This window comes from Oceaniradius stylonematis, assembly GCF_965223445.1.
GTDB lineage: Bacteria > Pseudomonadota > Alphaproteobacteria > Rhizobiales > Rhizobiaceae > Roseitalea > Roseitalea stylonematis.
In genome coordinates, this window is sequence record NZ_OZ244994.1 from 1,246,875 (window position 1) to 1,261,055 (window position 14,181).

The window sequence follows — 14,181 nt, forward strand, 5'->3', positions numbered from 1 at the left end:
CCTCTGTCCCTTCGGGACATCTCCCCCACAAGGGGGGAGAGTGGAGCATGCTTTGATCGCTTCGGTTCGGACGGAGAGTTCGGCTCATCGAGCCGGCGCACAAGCCATTCTCCCCCCTTGTGGGGGAGATGTCCCGAAGGGACAGAGGGGGGTAGTCGGGAGACAAGTCACCCATCGGACGCCGCCCTTTTCTCGTTGATCGTTGCCACGATATGGCGACAAACGCCGTCCACGTCCGCCAGCACATCATCATTCCAAAATCGGACAACTGTCCAACCGTCCGCCTGCAAGTCAGCGCTACGCGCTGCATCGGCGGCGGCAACACCTGCCCAGCCGTGCTGGGACCCATCCAGTTCAATGACCAGACGGTGCTCCGGGCAAGCAAAATCAACTATGAACTGCCGGATTGGGTACTGGCGACGAAAACCGAGCCCCATCAGTCGATGCGCGCGCAGTTCATGCCACAGCGTCTTTTCCGCTTCGGTCATCTGGCTGCGCATGCGCCTGGCATTGGCGCGCTGACGGTTCGGGATCGGTGTGTGTGCCGGCTTCATCGCAAAGCCCCAATCGTCGCAGGGCAGTTATCGCGCCGCTCACACATCGGAAATCACGTGCCCCCCGGAGACGATGTGCGTCTTGTATCCGGCAAAGACCGCATCGGTCTGGCCCGCCGCATAGAGCGCCTGATAGGCCTCGTGCGGGATCAGCGCATGCTTTTCGAACGAGGAAACCCCCATGCGTGCGGCTTCCAGATCGGCGGTCTCGATGTGGAATTCCTCGCGCGGCGGCGACGATGACCACAGCCCCTTGCGGCCGGGCCGCTCGTGCTTCGAATAGATGTCCTGGATCGTCCAGCTCAGGAGCCAGGCGTTTTCCGCTTCGCCGACCTCGTCCAGGATCGCCGAGACCGTGTCATTGTTCTGCGTGATGCCCGCCGAGTAGAACGGCCCCAGCACGATGCGCCGGAGCTGCTTGGGATGCAGCGTCTCGAACTGCTCGTCCATGTTGGCGGCGACCGTCGCCGGCGTCAGCGAAAAGGCCGAATTGGCCTCGGCCCACTGGTCGAAGGCGCGTGCCAGCGCCGGGTTCAGAAGCCCGCCCACCGGCAGCGGGATGTCCACGTCCCGGTTCAGCTTGCCGTCCTTGCCGACCAGGGTCTGCACCATGTCGGGCGTCGAATCCTCGACCACCACCGAATAGATCATCGGCAGCGTCGCCGACCCGTCGAAGACGCCCCAATGGGTGACATAGAAGGGCCGCCCCGTCTTCGGGTTCACAGAGACCTTGATCGTCTCGGGCAAAACGAACGGCGTGAAGAAGGAGCCGTCCCTGATCGTCTCGAGATAGAGCCGCTCGGCCAGCCGGTCCTGCAATTCCTTCGGGAACGCCTTGTGACGCAGGATGAAGTCGGCCATGTCGGCACGCAGCGTCTCGGGATCGGGAATGGCGTCGAGCCGGCTTTCCGCCGAGCGCCGGTCCTTTTCCAGCTCAAGCACGTTCTGATAGACCGGAAATCCGCTGTCGGCGCGCGAAATGCGGAACTTGTCGGAAAAATCGAGCCGGTTGCGCCAGCTGTCGAACGAGGCGGCGAGCCGCGCGAGATAAGGCACGACGGTGCGCGCCACCAACTCATGCTGGTAAAGCGGCGAATTGTCGTCGCGCAGGAACACGTCCAGCCCGTCGAGCGCGGCCCCGATCGAACTGAAATAGCGCAGGACCGGACTGGCGGCGGCGTGGGTGGCCCGGCTCACCGGCGCCCTCCCGCGGCCTTACGGCTGAACATAGTTGGCGGCGTTGTGCTTTTTCAGCACCTCTTCGAACCGCCGCGCGAACGCGTCGTCCGCCAGCTTCTTGCGGCGCTGGATGTCCTGCGTCGCGGCCATGTTGCCTTCATGCATTTCCAGAAGGTCGCCGATGTGACTCTGCGCCGCCGCGCCGATGCCGGCCATCGTCGTTTCGGCAGCCGTGTCCACCTGGCTGCCCAGCGTGTTGATCTTGTGGGCGACATCCTGCTGGGCGGCGGTCTTCAGCGAATCCTCGAGCGCCTTGTAGAGGACGATGCGCTGTTCGGTGTCGATGGTCAGCTTGTTGATCAGCGTCGACTGCGCCGCCTTCTGATTGTTGAGCGAGTCGACGAACGTCTGGAACATGGAGGTGTAGCGTTCCAGCGTCTGGCTCTCGGCGAGCAGCGTCTGCTCGCGCGCCTGCATTTCATTGTATTCGGTCGCAAGTTCGGACCGCTTGCCTTCCAGTTCGGACCGTTCCTTCTGGTTGGTCGAGGCGGCGATCTGGTTTTCGATGTCGAGCAGCATCGGGTTCAGTTCCTCGATCCGCTCCTGCGTCTTTTCGAGCTGTTCCATCGTGCCCGTGCGCCGGTCGATCACCTGCCGGAGGCTCGCCTCGGAGGTCTCATAGCGCTCGTCGAGGATGGTGCGCTGGCCGTCGAGAATGCCGACGATCGTGTCCGACTTGGTCAACAGCTCCTGCAGATTGCCGGCCAGCGACATGTTGCGCACCCGCTCCGAGCGCATCCGCTGCATGCGCTGCTTGGAGAACATGCCGACAATGCTCTCCCAGGTCGTGTACGACTTCATCGACTCAAATTCCTGGCCGAACACGTTGGTCGCGTCCTCGAGCCCGATGATCAGGTCGGCAATGTTGGCTTCCATCACCGATTGCTGCTTGAGCACGTCCTGGATGCGGGCGTTTTCGATGTCGAAATCGGCGTCGCCGATGGCCGCGTCCGCCTTGGCGAACCGGTCGAGCACGTCGCTCGACTGCTCGATCCGCGTCTGCATCTGCTCGACCGCCTCTTTGGTGCGTTCGATCTCGGAATCGAAATTCTGCAAGCTTGCCATGGACCAACCCCTCTGAGCGACTTCACGCCGCATATAAGTTGGTGTGATGACAATTGAAAGTCGGCCTTGCGTCAAGCGCGGGGCACGATCACCGGGCGGTAAAGCCGATCATGTCCTCGGCGTCGATGCGGCCCATCTCTTCCTCCCAGTGGCGCCGGCACAGCGACACGTAGCGGTCATTGCCGCCGATGGCGACCTGATCGCCTTCCCGCACAACCTTGCCGTCCGGCCCGAGCCGCACCACCATCGACGCCTTGCGGCCGCAGCGGCAGATGGTGCGCACCTCTCGCAGATCGTCTGCGATCGCCAGAAGCGCCAGCGAGCCGGGAAACAGCTTGCCCTGAAAGTCCGTGCGCAGGCCGTACGCCATGACCGGTACGCCCAGCCGGTCGGCGATCCGCGCCAGCTGCCAGACCTGGTCTTCGGTGAGAAACTGCGCCTCGTCGATGAAGACGCAATGCACCGGCGCGTTTTCGGCGTGGTCGCGCACGATGGCGAACAGATCGTCATCGGGCGCAAAGGTCAGTGCCTCGTCGCCCAGCCCGATCCGCGAGGCGATGCGCCCCTCACCCGCCCGGTCGTCGAGCCGCGCCGTGAACAGGAGCGTCGTCATGTGCCGTTCGCGATAATTGTGCGAGGCCTGCAGCAGCATGGTCGACTTGCCGGCGTTCATTGCCGAATAGTGGAAATAGAGCTTGGCCATCGCCGCACCGTTTCGTCGCTTTGCCTGCCGGTCGCCAGAAGGGATAGACCACGGGGCCGCGCCGTGCCACGCATTGGACGGCGTTCTCAACAGGCAAGCGGCGGGTGACGATGGGCGAGGCGGAAAAGAAAAGCGTGCTGCGCGAGACCGACGGCGAGGCGATCCGCCTCGCCAAGACGCTGATTGCGACCGCCCGCCACGCCGCGCTGGCCGTCCACCCCTCGGACGACGGCTTTCCCGGTGTCAGCCGGGTGCAGCTTTCCACCGATTTCGACGGCACGCCGGTGATCCTGATCTCGGCCCTGTCGCCGCACATGGCCGCCCTTGATCGGGCGCCACAATGTGCGCTTCTGATCGGCGAGCCGGGCAAGGGCGACCCGCTGGCCCATCCGCGCATCACGCTGCGCACGGTCGGTGCGCGGGTCGCGCGCGGTTCCGGCGACCATGCGCGCATCCGGCGCCGGCATCTGGCGCGCCATCCCAAGGCCGCGGCCTATGCCGATTTCGGAGACTTCGCCTTCTTCCGGCTTAATGTGCATTCGGCAAGCCTCAATGGCGGGTTCGGAAAGGCCTATGAGCTGACGGCGGCCGATCTGGCGCTCGCCGGCGATATCGAAGGGACGGCAGCGCTCGAACAGGGCGCGGTCGTCCACATGAATGCCGACCATGCCGAGGCCATCGCGCTCTACGCGCAGAAGCTGGCGCGCAAAAGACCCGGCGGCTGGCAGTTGCTGACCATCGATTCAGAAGGCATGGATCTGGGCGATGGCGACGAACGGGCGCGAATCTTCTACCCTGAGCCGCTGCAGCGCGCGGGCGATCTGCGCAAGGTGCTCAAACAGATGGCCGATGCGGCCCGCGCAATGGAGGATTGATGCCATGAACGCACTGGCCGAACGGCATGCCGGTTTCGAAGCCCTGCACGCATCGGGCTGCTTCATCATTCCCAATCCGTGGGACGTGGGCTCCGCGCGGCTCATGGCCGCCTGCGGCGCCAGGGCCCTGGCGACGACCAGCGCCGGCCACGCCTTCACGCTCGGCAAGCCGGACGGGGGCCGGGTGACCCGCGACGAGGCGCTCGCCCATGCCCAGGACCTGATCGCGGCAACGCCCCTGCCGGTCTCGGGCGATTTCGAGAACGGCTTTGCCGACGATTCCGATGGCGTTGCCGAAACGGTGCGGCTTGCCGGCGAAGCCGGGCTTTCGGGCTGTTCGATCGAGGACACGCAGATGGTCGGCGGCAACCCGCCCTATCCGTTTGACCTCGCCGTCGAACGGGTGCGCGCTGCTTGCGCCGCCGCGCGGGCACTCGGCCGGCCGTTCGTCTTCTGCGCCCGCGCCGACGGCATCATGAACGGTCACTACGACACCGAAGAGGCAATCCGCCGTCTGCGCGCGTTCGAAGGGGCCGGTGCGGATCTTCTCTACGCGCCGCTGCCGCCGGACATGGCCGCGCTCCGGCGCATCGTCGCCTCGGTGACGAAACCGTTCAACGCGCTGGCCGCCGGCTCCTTCACATCGGTGAGCCTGCAGCAGTTCGCCGAAGCCGGCGTGAGGCGCGTGTCGATCGGTTCTGCAATGGCGCGCGCCACGCACAAGCTGATGATCGACGCGACCCGCGCCATGCTCGACCATGGCGACTTCACGCCCCTCTCGAACGGTGTGTCGGGCAGCGTGGTGGACGATCTTCTCATGCATGGTGCCGACCGCACCCCATGACGGACGCAAGAAGACCGCTACAGATCGTGGATCCGGACGATCCGCGCATCGCGGCCTATCGCGGCATCCGCGAGCGGGACCTGGTGCGCCATCAGAAGCGCTTCATCGCCGAGGGGACGAGCGTGCTGCGCGTCCTGGCGGGGCAACGGCGTTTCGGCATCGAAAGCGCCCTGATCCTCGAAAACCGGTTTGCCGGCGTGGCGGACATTCTCGGCATGCTGCCGGCGAAAACGCGCGTCTATGTCGCATCGTCCGACGTCATCGACGCCATTGCCGGTTTTCCGATGCATCGCGGCGTTCTGGCGGTCGGTCTTCGGCGCGACGATGCCGATGCCGCACCGGAACCGGACACTGCGCGGCGCTGGCGAACGGTGGTTGCCCTGTCGGAAATCGCCAACCACGACAATATGGGGGCGATCTTCCGCAACGCGGCGGCGCTTGGCGCCGATGCGGTGCTGATGGACGCGCAAAGCTGCGACCCGCTCTACCGCAAGGCGCTGCGCGTCTCGGTCGGCGCCGTGCTGACCGTGCCATGGCATCGTTTCGGCCATGCCGACGCAATGCTCGACTGGCTTGAGACAAACGGCTTCGCCCTGGCCGGCCTGTCGCCCCGCGGCGATGCGGCACTCGAGCATTGGGAACCGCCCGCAAAGGCGGCGCTTGTCCTGGGAACGGAAGGACCGGGCCTGCCCGATCGCGTCATGGACCGGACGCAGACATTGCGCATCGCCATGGCCAACGGGTTCGACAGCCTCAATGTGGCGACAAGCGCGGCACTGGTCCTGCATCATGTGCGCAATGCGCGCACCGGACCGGCGTCAGGATGACACCGCGTCCGTTTCCGCCGCCTTGCCGTTCTCGCCAACGGGCGGCGGGGCGCCCGTTCCGCGCCGTGCCTTGGCCTGCAATGCCCGCACGCGCGCGGCGAGGCTGACCGTGCCCTGCGGCGCGCCATCGTCGGCGTCGGCGACAAGATCGGGGATCGGCGAGCCCTCGCCCTCGAGCAGCGATGCCATATGGACGATCTCGGCGGCCAGCGCGCCGATTTCGTCGCGCAGCGCGGCTTCGCCCTCATCGGCGGAGGTCGCTTCGTGCTTTTCCAACTGCTCGGTCAGCGCCTTGACGCGCTTGCGTTCGGATTTCAGATCCGCTTCGAGCTGCGCGATCTTCACATCGCGCGCGCCGATCACCGCCTCCGGCTCCTGACCGTCCAACTGCTTGGTGATGCGTGCGACGCGCACCGTCAGGTCGCCCAGTTCCTCTTCGAGCGCGGCACGCTCCTGCTCGGCATCGAGCGCGCGCTGCTCGAGTTCCTGCAGATCGGCTTCCTCGCCCGAGTGGGCCTCGCGCAGCCGGGCAATTTCTTTTTCGCGACGCGCAAGCTTGTCTTCCAGATCGGAGGCGCGCGCGATGGCGCGTTCGAGCCGGGTGTCCATCTCGGCCGACTTGGCGCGCTCGGTTTTCAGCAGTTCGGCGGTCTGGCGCGCTTCGGCGCGGCTGTCGCGCGCCTTGCCTTGCTGGGTGCGCAGCTTTTCGCGGGTCTCCCCCAGACGGTCTTCCAGCGCGCCATAGCGTGTCTGCTGATCGGCAAGGGCCTGGGCGGCTGCGGCGGCCTGCTTTTCCGCTTCGGCCCGCAGGCGCGCCGTGCTTTCCAGTTCGGCCGCGCGCGCGCTGAGCGCCGCATTGGTGGTGTTCAGTTCGAGCCGCGTCGCCTCCAGATCGGCCCGGGTGCCGCCCAGTTCCTCGCGTGTCGCGTCCAGCTGCCCGGTCAGATCGCCGATCGTCGCATCGCGCTCGGCAATCGACGCGTCCCTGTCCTTCAAGGTCGCCTTCATGTCGCTGATCTCGGCGGCCTGCCGTGTCGAGAGGTCGCGCTGCTTGCGCAGCGCCACGTCGAGCTTCTTTTCGGCGACGGCGTGTTCGGCGCGCAGACGGTCCTTGTCCGCCTGCAACTCGCTGACCGTCAGCGGCACGGACGCCTCGATGCGCTTGCGGGTCAGATAGACGGCGCGGCGCCAGATCGCCGGAGCAACGATCATGGCCGCCAGAACGGCCGCCAGAAACCCTGTTGCGATGTAAAGAGCCGCTTCGATCAAGGGACCAGTCTCACCCGCGTGCCGATTGCTGCGGGCCGGTCTGCCACGGATCGGCGCGACAATCCAGCGTGGCGCCAATCGACAGGGCGGACCCCGTCAGGGCCTCGCTGTCAGAACGGGTTCCAGGTCGGTCGGTTGGTCAGCTTCAGATAGCCCACAGACACGCCGAGCCGGGCGCCGACACCGGTGCGCACAGGCACCAGCAGCACATTGTTGCGCTTGAGCACGTGCATGCCAACGCCGGCGACCAGATAGGCCGAGCCGGCGACGCCGCCATAGCGGCCCTGAAGATTGTCGACCGACGGCAGGTGATAGACGAGCATCATCGTGCGCGCGCCCTCGCCGCCGAAATCCCAGCCCAGCGACGGTCCCTGCCAGAAGACGCTGTGGTCGCCGGCATTCTTGGTGTAGAGCGTGCCTTCGCCATAGGTCAGCCCGCCGACGAACGCGCCGCCGGCTTCCTGGCCCAGAATGTAGCCGTTGGGCAGGCCGTACATGGAAAAGGCGCGCTCGATCGCCGTGGCGATGGCGCCCGATGTCGAACCGAAGAAGCCGTGGCCCGCCGCCACCACCTCTTCGAGACCGTAGGGGCTCGGCTGCGCCTGGGCATTTTGCGCATGCGCCGGTGCGGCGAAGATCAGCGCCGCGGCAACGGCCAGCGCGCCCAGCACCGTCATGGCAAGGCGACGCATCGTCTCTTCGGCGGATGCCCACCGGGTTGCGATCGCGTTCATGGATGACCTCCTGGCAATTGGTTGACGTCACGACCAGCGTGACCGCCAATTCGGGCGCGCCCTTGGCGCGGCCGCTCATTGCTCAAACTTTAGGGAATTCTGGTTTCCGCTTTGTTAAGCAACGCCTTGTTAAGCAATGCCTGCGGTTGCCGCCCGCACCATTGCCCCTACCCAGCCTGCCCGCTAACCTCCGTCCCGGGGGCGGGGCCATGATTCCTTCAAGAGATTCCGGATCGTAAAATGCACCAACTCAAAGACCTTGCGCCATCGGAACTGGCTTCGCTCCTGTGCAGCCGTGTCTGTCACGACATCATCTCGCCGGTCGGCGCGATCAACAACGGTCTTGAACTGCTCGACGATGGCGGCGCCGACGAGGACGCCATGGACCTGATCCGCACCAGCGCGGTCAACGCCTCGGCACGCCTGCAATTCGCCCGCATCGCCTTCGGCGCGGCCGGCTCGGCGGGCGTCGAGATCGATACCGGAGACGCGCAGGCTGTCGCGTTGGCCTTCATGAAGGGCGAAAAGGCCGACTTCACCTGGACCGCCGAGCGGGCGTTGCTGCCCAAGAACCAGGTCAAGCTGGTGCTCAACCTCCTCCTTGTCGCCAATGGCTCGATCCCGCGCGGCGGTACGCTCGACTGCGCCATGCAGACCGGCGGCGACAGGCCCGTCATCACGCTGCGCGCGGCCGGCAAGCTGATGCGCATTCCGCAGAAATTCGCCGATTTCCTCGACGGCCGGTTCGACGACGAGCCGATCGATGCCCATTCCGTGCAGTTCTACTACACGCTGCTGCTGGCCAACGAGGCGGGCATGACCGTTACCGCCGAGATGAGCGACGACGCCATCACCTATACGGCGCGATAGGCTCCGATCGGCGATTGCGCCGGATTTTACCGGTTGCGTTATGCCGGCGTAAACCACGGCGCTTAAGCCGATGGCAAACCGGCGGTGATAGAACCGTCCCCGAACAACACGAGTCGGGGGTGACAATGTCACGCTGCATGATCGTTGAGAAATCGGCCGTCGTCCGCAAGGTCTCCAAGCGCATTCTTGGCGCTGACGACCGTTCCATCATCGAAGCCGAAACGGCCGCGGAGGCACTGGCCATGTGCGACGCGCAGATGCCCGACACGATCATCGTTGAGGCCGACCCGGCCGATATGGAACTGGTCGAGTTCATCCGCGCGCTGCGCCAGATGGAAGGCGGCGCCGAACCGGTTGTCATCGTTGCCATGATCGAGATGGACCTTGTGTGCATGACCAAGGCCAAGCGCGCCGGCGCCGACGACTATCTGCTCAAGCCGTTCGACCGGGCACAGCTTCTGTCGCGTTTCGAACAGGTGACGGCCGCCGCCGCCTGAGAGGCATGCGATTGCGCACATCAAAAAGCCCGGCGCATGGCCGGGCTTTTTTGTTGGTCGGGAGAAAACCGCGTGTCAGCCGGTTTCGGCCATCTGGGCGGGCTCGGGATCGCGCAGCACGTAGCCGCGACCCCACACGGTCTCGATATAGTTGACGCCGCCGGACGCCGCATCGAGCTTCTTGCGCAGCTTGCAGATGAAGACGTCGATGATCTTCAGTTCCGGCTCGTCCATACCGCCATAGAGGTGGTTGAGGAACATTTCCTTGGTCAGCGTTGTGCCCTTGCGCAGCGAGAGCAGCTCCAGCATCTGGTATTCCTTGCCGGTCAGGTGCACCCGCTGCCCGCCGACCTCCACGGTCTTGGCGTCCAGATTGACGACGAGGTCGCCCGTGGTGATCACCGACTGGGCATGGCCCTTCGATCGGCGCACGATGGCGTGGATGCGCGCGACCAGTTCGTCCTTGTGGAACGGCTTGGTCATGTAATCGTCGGCGCCGAAGCCCAGGCCCCGCACCTTGTCCTCGATGCCTGCCATGCCCGACAGGATGAGGATCGGCGTCTTGACCTTCGACAGGCGCAGCGTGCGCAGCACTTCATAGCCCGACATGTCCGGCAGGTTCAGGTCCAGAAGGATGATGTCGTAATCGTAGAGCTTGCCGAGGTCGACGCCCTCTTCGCCCAGATCGGTGGTGTAGACATTGAAGCTCTCGGACTTGAGCATCAGCTCGATGCTTTGTGCGATCGCACTGTCGTCCTCGATCAGCAAAACACGCATTTTTATCCCCTTGACGAGTTCGAAAGCGTGCGGTGGCCCGTCCCGGCTTGCCCACAATCGCGCAAATCACCCTGCATCCAAATGGTTAACAAAACCTGTTCCGGAAATGCAAGATCACTCAGCAGATTAATCACCGCCTCGAAATGATTGATTTTCACACATTTTTTGCGTCGGGAACCTGAATCAATCTGTCAGGAACTCCCGGTAACCCAATCATTGGATTCCACAAACCGATGTCGGCACCATTGCCGCCTTGGGCGGCGGGTCGGTTTACCCGCCCTTAAAGGTTAGCGCCTATCATTAATGCAGGACGTAAACGAAGTGTTACCAATCCCGTATCTGTGAGCGGGATTGGCGGCTGCGTCCCGCGTCACCGGGCCCTGCCCGGCTTTATGGTTGGAGTATTGAGTAATGAAGCCGAAAGACAGCCTGATCAGGGTCAAACAGTTCCAGGTGACCGAGAAGCATCGCCAGGTGAACCAGCTCGAAACCATGATTGCCGAATTCGAGCGCATGGCCGGCGAACTGGACGTCCAGATCCAGAACGAGGAGAAGAAGAGCGGCATCACCGATGTCGATCACTTCGCCTATCCGACTTTTGCCAAGGCGGCGCGCACCCGGCGCGACAATCTGTTCAACTCGATCAGGGACCTGCAGTCGCAAAAGGATGCCGCAGAGGCGGCCCTGATGGACGCCGAGGCGGAGCTGCAAAAGGCCGAAAAACTGGACGTTCGCGAGGCGCGCCGCGTCGCCGAGGAACAGTCGGCGCGCACCAGCGCCTATGACCGGCAGGCCATGATCGGCTGACATTTGGGGCCGGCGGTTGCAGCCGGCCCTGCCCGCCTCTATCGCTTGGGCATGAAGCTTGCCCTGACCGGATTGCTGCTGGCGGCCGCCGCCTTTTGCCTCGCGCTCGGGATTACCTTGCCGCTGCTCGAGATGGAGCGGCTGTTTGTCCTGACCGACCGGCCCTCGCTGATCGACGTGGTGGCGGGCCTGTGGAACAGCGGCGATCCGCTGCTCGCCGCGATCATCGCGCTGGCCTCGATCGTCTTTCCGGCCGCCAAGATCGCCGCCCTTCATGTCAGCGCCGCCCTTGCGGCCACGCCGCCCGACCGCCATCCGGCATGGGCGCGCCCGCTCGACCGCGCGGTCGGCATCTTCACCAAATGGTCCATGCTCGACGTGATGCTCGTGGCGCTGGCGATCTTCACGGCCCGCACGTCGGGGCTGGCCACCGCCATCAGCCAACCGGGTCTGTGGTTCTTCGCCGGATCGGCGCTGGCCAGTGCCGTTGCCGCGTGGCTTCTAACGCCGACGCCGAAACAGCCGTCCTAGCCGCCGAACAGGACGACGCCGAGCACGACGGCGACGACGAGCCCCAGCACGATCAGCGATGCGATGTTGAAGCCCCGGTCGTTCACTGCCGCCATCCACGCATGTGGGGGGTTTAGAACGCCGCGGGTTGGTTGGAAAGACGGGAGGCGGCGGGCCGCGTCCCGTTCAGTGGCGATACTGCTGGATGCGCGTGGTGCGCAGGCCGGCCAGGCCGTGCTCGTCGATCGAGGCCTGCCAGGACAGATACTCCTCGACCGTCAGCCGGTAGCGCTCGCACGCCTCGTCGAGGCTCAAAAGCCCGCCCCGCACGGCAGCGACGACCTCGGCCTTGCGCCGGATGACCCAGCGGCGGGTCGATGTCGGCGGCAGATCGTTGATCGTCAGCGGCGATCCGTCTGGACCGATGACGTATTTCACTCGGGGTCTTATCTGATCGGTCATACTACTCTCAACACACACGACCTCGTCAGCGGCCACACTAGTCCCCCAGCGTTTAAAAAACGCCTAAGGTGACGCTAAGGGATTGGTAAGATTCAATCGGCGGTTACACTGTGTCACGATCCGTGAAAACGAAGCGCTCACCGGGCGATTGGCGTTCGCGGCGGCAATCGCCTATATGCTGCGCGCGAAAGGACCGTGATGCGCAACTCGCTCGACATCGCCAAGAAGCCCGAAGACACCCGCGTGGTCGTTGCCATGTCGGGCGGCGTCGATTCCTCCGTCGTCGCCGGGATCCTGCACGCCGAAGGCTATGAGGTTATCGGCATCACGCTGCAGCTCTACGATCACGGCGCGGCGGTTCGGCGGACCGGTTCGTGCTGCGCCGGCCAGGATATCGACGATGCGCGCCGGGTCTGCGAAGAGCTGGGCATCCCTCACTATGTGCTTGATTATGAAAGCCGTTTCCGTGAAGCGGTGATCGACCGGTTTGCCGACAGCTACGTCGCCGGCGAAACGCCGATCCCGTGTGTGTCGTGCAACCAGACCGTCAAGTTCGCCGATCTCCTGAAGACCGCGCGCGATCTGGGCGCCGATTGTCTGGCGACGGGCCATTACATCCTGTCGACGCCCGACGGCGCGCACCGCGCGCTGCGCCGGCCCGCCGACGCCCATCGCGACCAGAGCTATTTCCTGTTCGCCACCACGCAGGAGCAGGTCGATTTCCTGCGCTTCCCGCTTGGCACGATGACCAAGGACGAGACCCGCGCCCGGGCCGAACAATTGGGGCTGGTCGTCGCCAACAAGCCCGACAGCCAGGACATTTGCTTCGTGCCGGACGGAAAATATGCCGACGTCATCGCCAGGCTGCGCCCGAACGCGGCGCTGGCCGGCGAGATCGTGCACATGGACGGGCGCGTGCTCGGCCGGCACGACGGCGTCCTCCATTACACGATCGGCCAGCGCAAGGGGCTGGGCGTCGCCACCGGCGAACCGCTCTATGTCGTCAGGATCGACGCCCGCACGCGGCGCGTCATCGTCGGCCCAAAGGACGCGCTCGACACGCGGCGCATCGTCCTGCGCGAGGTCAACTGGCTCGGCGCGACACCGCTCGACGAACTGCCCGCAGGCGGCATCGATCTCCTGGCACGGGTACGGTCGACGCGGCCGCCCAAGCCCGCGCGCCTGTTCGTCGAAAACGGCACGGCGATCGTCGAACTGGTCGGCGGCGAAACCGGCGTTTCGCCCGGCCAGGCCTGTGTGCTTTATGACGGAGAGGGATCGGGCGCCCGCGTTCTGGGCGGCGGCTTCATCGACGCCACCCGCCGCGCCGGATGGGTCGAGGACCAGCTTGCCGCGCTTGACGAAAAGGCGGCAATGGTCGCGGCCGAATAGCCCGCGTCGGCCGCCCAGACGGTTCCCGCTTATATGCCCGGGCCGAGGAAATCGAACCCTTTGGGAACCTCGCCGCATTCGATCATCTGCGCGTAGAAGTCGCGCAAGGTCTTGCCCTTCTCGGGTCTGAAGGTCGCACCGGTCGGCGTCATGGTGCCGATCCGGTCGATGCGAAACATGCGGAAATCCTCGCGCTTCAGGCACCAGCCGATCACCGTCCAGCTTCCGCCCCAGAACCAGAGACCCAGCGGCCAGATGGAGCGGTCGGTCGCAGCCCCCTCCGCATCGGTATAGGCGAGCGCGGTGACCAGCCGATCCTCGCAAGCCCGTTCGAGCGTGTCGATCTTTTCGCGTTCCTCGGCCGACATGCGATGGGCCGGCGCGCGGATTTCCACCGACTTGAGCCGCGCCCGCGCCGTGTCGGGCAACACCGTTTCGATCTTGACGAGCGCTTCCTGGGCGGCCCGGGCCATGGCGATGCCGCCCCAGGCGCTGACCATGCGCGCACCGGCCACGAGCGCGACGATTTCGTCGCGCGTGAACATCATTGGCGGCAGATCGAACCCTTCGCGCATGATGTAGCCGACGCCGGCCTCGCCGTCGATCGGCACGCCGGTCGACTGCAGATCGGCAATGTCGCGATAGATCGTGCGTTCGGACACTTCGAGCTGCTCGGCGAGCCGCGCCGCCGTGGTCAGGCGCCCGCCGCGCAGGTGCTGAACGATCTGGAAGAGGCGGTCCGCGCGTCGCATGGGA

The 14,181-nt window shown here is 65.1% G+C and carries 17 protein-coding genes; 8 read left to right on the plus strand and 9 right to left on the minus strand.

Translation table 11 applies throughout. The annotated features are described in order from the left end of the window. Positions 1 to 167: 167 nt before the first annotated feature. The 4 genes from ACOQOU_RS06165 to ACOQOU_RS06180 all read right to left on the minus strand — a co-directional run bounded on the left by ACOQOU_RS06165 (position 168) and on the right by ACOQOU_RS06180 (position 3,561). Positions 168 to 554, minus strand: a complete 387-nt coding sequence (locus tag ACOQOU_RS06165) for an endonuclease domain-containing protein (RefSeq protein ID WP_306025080.1) — start codon at positions 552 to 554, stop codon at positions 168 to 170. A gap of 39 nt (positions 555 to 593) precedes the next feature. Next, positions 594 to 1,751: a hypothetical protein gene (locus tag ACOQOU_RS06170; protein ID WP_306025079.1), complete on the minus strand. Its 1,158-nt coding sequence runs from the start codon at positions 1,749 to 1,751 to the stop codon at positions 594 to 596. Positions 1,752 to 1,769: 18 nt separating this feature from the next. After that, complete coding sequence (locus tag ACOQOU_RS06175; protein ID WP_306025078.1) at positions 1,770 to 2,858, minus strand: hypothetical protein; 1,089 nt, start codon at positions 2,856 to 2,858, stop codon at positions 1,770 to 1,772. 88 nt (positions 2,859 to 2,946) lie between these two features. Next, entirely contained in the window at positions 2,947 to 3,561 is a 615-nt protein-coding gene (locus ACOQOU_RS06180) for a thymidine kinase (protein WP_306025077.1), read from the minus strand. A gap of 110 nt (positions 3,562 to 3,671) precedes the next feature. On the opposite strand from ACOQOU_RS06180, the gene ACOQOU_RS06185 reads away from it, so the two are divergent. From ACOQOU_RS06185 to ACOQOU_RS06195, 3 genes are read left to right on the plus strand one after another with little or no spacing between them, the layout of a single operon-like run. Further along, positions 3,672 to 4,436, plus strand: coding sequence for a HugZ family protein (locus tag ACOQOU_RS06185; protein WP_306025076.1), 765 nt, complete (start codon positions 3,672 to 3,674; stop codon positions 4,434 to 4,436). Between the two features lie 4 nt (positions 4,437 to 4,440). Further along, entirely contained in the window at positions 4,441 to 5,280 is an 840-nt protein-coding gene (locus ACOQOU_RS06190) for an isocitrate lyase/PEP mutase family protein (protein ID WP_306025075.1), read from the plus strand. Then, the gene (locus ACOQOU_RS06195; protein ID WP_306025074.1) at positions 5,277 to 6,107 is read left to right on the plus strand and encodes a TrmH family RNA methyltransferase; all 831 of its coding nucleotides are present in this window, start codon (positions 5,277 to 5,279) and stop codon (positions 6,105 to 6,107) included. Before ACOQOU_RS06190 ends, ACOQOU_RS06195 begins: the two co-directional genes overlap by 4 nt. Here the strand turns inward: ACOQOU_RS06195 and ACOQOU_RS06200 are convergent. Together ACOQOU_RS06200 and ACOQOU_RS06205 are read right to left on the minus strand one after the other, a co-directional pair. Beyond that, positions 6,099 to 7,376, minus strand: a complete 1,278-nt coding sequence (locus ACOQOU_RS06200) for a hypothetical protein (RefSeq protein WP_306025073.1) — start codon at positions 7,374 to 7,376, stop codon at positions 6,099 to 6,101. The two genes, ACOQOU_RS06195 and ACOQOU_RS06200, sit on opposite strands and share 9 nt — an antisense overlap. 110 nt (positions 7,377 to 7,486) lie before the next feature. Further along, positions 7,487 to 8,068 (minus strand): DUF1134 domain-containing protein, encoded by a 582-nt coding sequence (locus ACOQOU_RS06205; RefSeq protein WP_109767591.1) that lies wholly within the window; start codon positions 8,066 to 8,068, stop codon positions 7,487 to 7,489. A 282-nt stretch (positions 8,069 to 8,350) separates the two neighbouring features. Here ACOQOU_RS06205 and chpT point away from each other — a divergent pair, with 282 nt between their 5' ends. Together chpT and ACOQOU_RS06215 are read left to right on the plus strand one after the other, a co-directional pair. Then, positions 8,351 to 8,980 (plus strand): histidine phosphotransferase ChpT, encoded by a 630-nt coding sequence (gene chpT, locus ACOQOU_RS06210; protein WP_306025072.1) that lies wholly within the window; start codon positions 8,351 to 8,353, stop codon positions 8,978 to 8,980. 137 nt (positions 8,981 to 9,117) lie between these two features. Continuing rightward, positions 9,118 to 9,477 carry a response regulator gene (locus tag ACOQOU_RS06215; protein WP_306025071.1) on the plus strand — a complete coding sequence of 120 codons (360 nt, stop codon included), beginning with the start codon at positions 9,118 to 9,120 and terminating at the stop codon, positions 9,475 to 9,477. Between the two features lie 75 nt (positions 9,478 to 9,552). Here the strand turns inward: ACOQOU_RS06215 and ctrA are convergent, their stop codons facing one another. Beyond that, positions 9,553 to 10,254 (minus strand): response regulator transcription factor CtrA, encoded by a 702-nt coding sequence (gene ctrA, locus ACOQOU_RS06220; protein WP_109767562.1) that lies wholly within the window; start codon positions 10,252 to 10,254, stop codon positions 9,553 to 9,555. 411 nt (positions 10,255 to 10,665) lie between these two features. Between ctrA and ACOQOU_RS06225 the strand changes: the two genes are divergently transcribed. After that, the gene (locus tag ACOQOU_RS06225; RefSeq protein ID WP_109767563.1) at positions 10,666 to 11,061 is read left to right on the plus strand and encodes a flagellar export protein FliJ; all 396 of its coding nucleotides are present in this window, start codon (positions 10,666 to 10,668) and stop codon (positions 11,059 to 11,061) included. Positions 11,062 to 11,112: 51 nt separating this feature from the next. Further along, on the plus strand, positions 11,113 to 11,592 hold the full coding sequence (locus tag ACOQOU_RS06230; protein WP_306025070.1) for a paraquat-inducible protein A: 480 nt from the start codon (positions 11,113 to 11,115) through the stop codon (positions 11,590 to 11,592). A gap of 165 nt (positions 11,593 to 11,757) precedes the next feature. Here ACOQOU_RS06230 and ACOQOU_RS06235 read toward each other — a convergent pair whose 3' ends face one another. Continuing rightward, positions 11,758 to 12,033 carry a DUF1153 domain-containing protein gene (locus ACOQOU_RS06235; protein ID WP_109767564.1) on the minus strand — a complete coding sequence of 92 codons (276 nt, stop codon included), beginning with the start codon at positions 12,031 to 12,033 and terminating at the stop codon, positions 11,758 to 11,760. Positions 12,034 to 12,231: 198 nt separating this feature from the next. On the opposite strand from ACOQOU_RS06235, the gene mnmA reads away from it, so the two are divergent. Next, positions 12,232 to 13,425 carry a tRNA 2-thiouridine(34) synthase MnmA gene (mnmA, locus tag ACOQOU_RS06240; protein ID WP_306025177.1) on the plus strand — a complete coding sequence of 398 codons (1,194 nt, stop codon included), beginning with the start codon at positions 12,232 to 12,234 and terminating at the stop codon, positions 13,423 to 13,425. A 29-nt stretch (positions 13,426 to 13,454) separates the two neighbouring features. On the opposite strand, the gene ACOQOU_RS06245 is transcribed toward mnmA, so the two are convergent. After that, on the minus strand, positions 13,455 to 14,177 hold the full coding sequence (locus ACOQOU_RS06245; protein WP_306025069.1) for a helix-turn-helix transcriptional regulator: 723 nt from the start codon (positions 14,175 to 14,177) through the stop codon (positions 13,455 to 13,457). Positions 14,178 to 14,181 lie beyond the last annotated feature (4 nt).